Below are 5,215 nucleotides of genomic sequence, written 5' to 3'. Positions count from 1 at the left end.
GCTCGCGCAGATCAACCGACAGGGCTGAAGGCATGGCAATCCTCCATCACAAGCCGATCCAGTGAATCACAAGCCAGCCAGATCGCCTACCCCAAGCGATTCAACCCGCCAGGGCACGGCTCTAGTGGTTGAGCCCTGACGGTTGAGTCCGTGTGAGGTTTCGGTTTGCGGCCCATCCTGCGAGTCTGGCGGGATGCGCACTGAACCGCACCGGGTTTCCTGGAGGCTCCAACTCTTGCGAGGATGGAGCCATGACGAAGCGTACCCCACCCTTTTCCCCTGAGGTCCGCGAGCGCGCCGTGCGGATGGTGTTCGAGCATCAGGGTGATCATGCCTCCCAGTACGGAGCGATCCGCTCGATTGCCGCCAAGATCGGCTGCTCGGGTGAGACGCTGCGGAATTGGGTACGCCAAGCCGAGCGGGACCAGGGCCAACGAGCCGGCCCGACGACGGACGAGCGCGAGCGGATCAAGGCGCTGGAGCGGGAGGTTCGCGAACTCCGGCAGGCCAACGAGATCCTGAGAAAAGCATCAGCGTATTTTGCCCAGGCGGAGCTCGACCGCCCGTTCAAGCGATGATCGCCTTCATCGACGATCACCGCGGGGCCTACGGGGTCGAGCCGATCTGCCGCGTGCTGCCGATCGCCCCGTCGACGTATCACGCCCATGTCGCGCGCCGGGCCGATCCCGGTAGGCTGCCAGCACGATCCAAGCGGGATGCGGTGCTGATGACCGAGATCCGGCGCGTGTACGAGGCGAACTTCTGCGTCTACGGCGTGCGCAAGATCTGGCGGCAGCTCGACCGTGAGGGGATCACGGCGGCTCGTTGCACCATCGCACGGCTGATGCGAGCGATGGGTCTGCAAGGCGTCGTGCGAGGCAAGACAGTCCGGACGACGATCCCTGATCCGGCCGCGGCGTGCCCACTCGACCGGGTCAACCGGCAGTTCAAGGCCGCGTGTCCGAACAGGCTGTGGGTCGCGGATTTTACCTACGTCGCGACCTGGAGCGGCTTCGTCTATGCGGCTTTCGTCATCGATGTCTTCGCTCGCCGGATCGTGGGCTGGCGCGTGTCGCGTTCGGCGCGGGCGGACTTCGTGCTCGATGCCCTGGAGCAGGCCCTGCACGAGCGCCGCCCCTTCGCAGGCAGCGGTCTCGTCTGTCACTCCGACCGCGGATCGCAATACGTGAGCATCCGATATACCGAGCGCCTTGCTGAAGCGGGCATCGAACCCTCCGTCGGCAGCGTCGGTGACTCGTACGATAATGCTCTCGCAGAGACCGTGATCGGACTGTTCAAGACCGAGGTGATCCACCGGCGCGGCCCGTGGCGGTCGTTCGAAGCCGTAGAGTTCGCCACCCTCGAATGGGTAGATTGGTTCAATCACCGTCGGCTGCTCGAACCGATCGGCAACGTGCCTCCCGCCGAAGCGGAAGCGCGCTACTATGCACAAACCGAGGCGCAAGCCTTGGCAGCCTGACCCAAACCAAATGGCCTCCGGGAAACCCGGTGCGGTTCACACTGTCATCTCTTTCACGCTCTCCACCTCGGATCGCCTTCGGCTCGAAGCACTCGTCGCGGATCGGAACACGTCGCAGAAGCACGTCTGGCGCGCGCGTATCGTGCTCTTGAGCGCCGATGGGCTGGGGACGCATGCGATCATGCGTGAGGCCGGCGTGTCCAAGACGGTGGTCTGGCGCTGGCAGGACCGCTTCGCGCAGGAGGGCGCCGATGGGCTCCTGCGGGACAAGACGCAACCGGCGCGCATCCCGCCGCTGGGGGCGGAGGTGGCGGCGCGCGCGGTGGCTCTGACGCAAGGAGAACCACCCGGCGAGACCACGCATTGGACGGCCGCCGCCATGAGCAAGGCCGCGGCCATCAGTGTCTCGTCGGTGCAGCGGATCTGGCGGGGGCACGGCCTACAGCCGCATCGAGTCCGGCAGTTCAAGCTCTCCACCGACCCGGCCTTCGCCGCCAAACTGCGCGACGGGCACCCATCGAACCTGTTCGATGGGACCCCTGGTCGTCGGGCTCTACGTCGACCCGCCGGCCCACGCCGTCGTGCTCTCGGTCGACGATCCTTCGACAGGCTCAGGATGAGGAGAGCCAGATCCAGGCGCTCGCCCGCACGCAGGAGCCGTTGCCGATGAAGCCGGGCCAGCCGACGACGCGCACCCACGATTACAAGCGCCACGGCACGACGCCCTGTTTGCCGCCCTGGACGTTCTGGAGGGCAAGGTGATCGGCCGCTGCATGCAGCGCTACCGGCATCAGGAGCTCATCCGCTTCCTCAATGCGGTCGAGGCGGCGGTCCGGCGGGCAAGATCGTCCACGCGATCCTGGACAACTATGCCGTCCACAAGCACCCGAAGGTCCGTGCCTGGCTCGACCGCCACCCGCGCTGGACCTTCCACTTCACCCCGACCTCAGCCTCGTGGCTCAATGCCGTCGAGGGCTTCTTCGCCAAGCTCGCAAAACGCCGGCTCCGACGCGGCGTGTTCGGATCGCTGATCGAGGTGCAGGCCGCCATCAAACGCTTCATCGCCGAGAGCAACGGCGACCCGAAGCCCTTCGTCTGGACCGCCGACCCGGATCGCATCATCCAGGCCGCAAAGCGCGCGCGCCAAGTGTTAGACTCGTACCACTAGGCTACTCTGGCGGACGCGGAATACATTGCCGGTCAGATCGCGCAGCACGTTGCGCAAGAGCTTGCGACTGTGCCCGGTCGCTCGGGCAATCTTCTTGATCGGCATGCCCTGTCGCGACAGGGCGAGGATCGCCCCGCCAGTCGCCTCCGTCCGGAGATAGCCGTCTTACTGCAGGCGCTCGGCACAGGTCAACCGTTCGGGATCGACTGTCGCCCCCCCGCCGCGATGCGAATTGCAGCCATCGACTTGCGCACGGCATCGAGGAAGGCGGCGCTGACGTTCTCCATCAAGTGCCATCGGTTGGCGACTTGAACGGCATTGGGCAGCGCTCGCGTCGTCGCCTCACCGTAGCAACTCTCACGGTCATGGGCGACGACGGTGATTTCGGGATAGGCTGTAAGCCACGCCTCAACAGTGCCGCTCTCCCGATCCGGCAGCAGGGCGACGACACGGCGCCGTTCCAGGTCGCAGATCAGCGTGCCGTAGCGCTGTCCTCGACGGAAGGCCCAGTCGTCGATGCCGATCACGCGCGGATGCTCCACCGGACGGACGGCACGGCGGCGCACGGTCCGAAGCATCGTATCCCGACTGGCCGGGACCATCAGTCGTCAGGCGAAACTGGCGGCGGGCCGGCCACCGGGGGCAAGGCTGAGATGATGCACGATGTAGTCGAGCCGAGTCGTGCGCCGGCCGTAGGCAGCTGCGAGGTCTGGTCCGAGCCGCTCGGCAAAGATCTGGGTCCGGCAGTCCGACCCGATGCAACGGAAACGACGGACGCAGACATCGATGACGACGCGTCTACCGGCAACCGGCAGATCGGACAGAGTACGGGTGTAGCAGCTATGGATTCGAGAGGAGGGTTGATCGCGCCTGGGCACCGGGCCAAGGCGGCGATCGGCCGGGCTGTGATGGCCATCCCAGTGCCGACCTCGCCATGATCGATGACAAGGCCGCGCGGAAATACGGAACTGGGATGCAGGCTGCGAGGCATGGCAGGATCTCCAACGACCGAAGCCGAGATCCATCAACTCGTCTGCACCGAGATTGAGTCAGACCCAATGTTCAACGCTGTTTGACACCCGATCTCAGCATGATCCCGCGCTCTGCGAGGATCTGGCTGCCGAAAAGCCTCGTGGACGGCATCGACGACCGTGCTGGGCCGCTCGACCAGATCCGGCAGACGCAGGACCGGATGGCGCTCCGGCTGTTCGTGGACCTGTAATATTTGGCAGAGCCTCGCCTCGAACGGCGGGCTGCACTGGAGCCAGGTCCGGCAGGAGTACGACAAGGTCAAGATCGGCCAGCGTGGCATCCACGATGTCTGGGGCTTCCGGCAGACCGCACGGGTGTTCTGGGAGACGGCGGCGTTCGTCGAACCCCACCCGACCGGCGAATTCGAGGAGATCGAAGGTTCGGACGGCACGACGCAGCAGGATACCGGCATGAGAGCGATCTCGAATGCCCTGACAAAACTGCAAAGCCTGGACGTGATCCAGTTCGTCCCGCACCTCATTGACGCCGACTCCGAGGAGGGCGAGGTGATCCACCCATGTCCGATCTCGGTCGGCGTGGCTGAAGAGCGGGCCATCACGAAGGCGGCTCGGAATGCAGCTCTCCGGCTGATGACGGACGGGCAGGAGAGGTACGTCGACAGCAAGGGCTACGAGCCGATCATCCCCCTGCCCCGGCACCTCGAGAACGCTGCGCTGGTCGGGCTGCTGCGAACGACGCACCGGGCCCATCACTGCCGCCACGGCGAAGTGGATGACAAACGGCGGCGACTGGGCGCGATGGGAGACCGAGTACAACCGGATCGAGGCCGACAGCTAACCCGGCCAAGAACGTGCAAGATTAAAGCAGCATCGACGGTGGGTCCAAGGAGTTTCCAAGAGTGATCCAAGGGGATATATCAATCCCAGTAGTAGCACATGGCCTCATCTGTATGGTCGGAGGCGGCCATCCAGACCACCTCGACCTGCCGGACCTATCCCGATCCGGCACCGACACTCCCCGCTGTCGTAGTGCTTCGGCTAACCAGTCATCGGCATCTTGCGCCCCGAGCCGTGTTGATGCCGGCTCTGCCGCAGAAATTGATAGCCCCGCGAACCCGATATCAGATAGGGCGGCGGGGCCGATTCGGTTCTCAGCCCCGATCAGTCAGCCCCGCTTCTGGCCGCATGGTCGAGAGCTATGCCCTGCCGTAGCTCGGCCGGATGTCAGCCAGCCCTACCCTTCCCCTACTCCCGAACGCCGTCGCGATCTGGTACGGCGCCATCAAGAATATCTCCCCGTACGCCTCGCCCCGCCCGGTACATGCCCCCGAGCCGGTGGAGGCCGATACGAGAGAACTGCTTGGACTTCATCACCCGATTTGGGGACGAGGCGCACCGGCTCGGTTGGACAGCGGAGCAGCTATTCGGAGTGCACCCCGAGCACGGCACGCTCCGGGTTGACTATTGAGGGGCGCTGATGACTGCCAGCGACAAGGCGATCGGGATCGAGGCCAGCCGGGTTCTGTACGAGAGAACGTCAAACTACCGGAACCGGCAGGGGCAGGGGCAGGGGCA

The 5,215-nt window shown here is 65.1% G+C and carries 3 protein-coding genes, 2 pseudogenes and 1 other annotated feature; of the genes and pseudogenes, 4 read left to right on the top strand and 1 reads right to left on the bottom strand.

The window, feature by feature from the left end:
- The first annotated feature begins 251 nt into the window (after nt 1-251).
- Both FV242_RS32545 and FV242_RS32540 read left to right on the top strand, forming a co-directional pair.
- Nucleotides 252-1,480 (top strand): IS3 family transposase gene (locus FV242_RS32545; RefSeq protein ID WP_147941819.1). Its coding sequence is split into 2 segments (ribosomal slippage): nt 252-540 and nt 540-1,480, totalling 1,230 coding nucleotides; the frame shifts between segments, so codons are not numbered across the junction.
- Nucleotides 533-649: a sequence feature (AL1L pseudoknot), on the top strand. (Overlaps the previous gene by 117 nt.)
- 10 nt (nt 1,481-1,490) lie before the next feature.
- Nucleotides 1,491-2,648: pseudogene (locus FV242_RS32540) on the top strand (IS630 family transposase).
- Here the strand turns inward: FV242_RS32540 and FV242_RS32535 are convergent.
- Nucleotides 2,646-3,639, bottom strand: a pseudogene (locus FV242_RS32535) (ISL3 family transposase); the annotation flags it as partial. The pseudogenes FV242_RS32540 and FV242_RS32535 overlap by 3 nt on opposite strands.
- 99 nt (nt 3,640-3,738) lie before the next feature.
- Between FV242_RS32535 and FV242_RS36230 the strand changes: the two are divergent.
- Both FV242_RS36230 and FV242_RS32530 read left to right on the top strand, forming a co-directional pair.
- Nucleotides 3,739-3,870 (top strand): hypothetical protein, encoded by a 132-nt coding sequence (locus FV242_RS36230; RefSeq protein WP_281407135.1) that lies wholly within the window; start codon nt 3,739-3,741, stop codon nt 3,868-3,870.
- Nucleotides 3,871-3,994: 124 nt separating this feature from the next.
- Complete coding sequence (locus FV242_RS32530) at nt 3,995-4,543, top strand: hypothetical protein (RefSeq protein ID WP_147941818.1); 549 nt, start codon at nt 3,995-3,997, stop codon at nt 4,541-4,543.
- Nucleotides 4,544-5,215: the final 672 nt, after the last annotated feature.

The sequence above is a fragment of the Methylobacterium sp. WL64 genome (assembly GCF_008039945.1).
GTDB lineage: Bacteria > Pseudomonadota > Alphaproteobacteria > Rhizobiales > Beijerinckiaceae > Methylobacterium.
The sequence above is the reverse complement of the archived record's forward strand: the minus strand, read 5'-3'. Positions and strand labels throughout refer to the sequence as shown.

Coding starts and splice junctions, on each gene's coding strand:
- FV242_RS36230 (WP_281407135.1), top strand. CDS start 3,739: ATGATCCCGCGCTCTGCGAGGATCTGGCTGCCGAAAAGCCTCGTGGAC.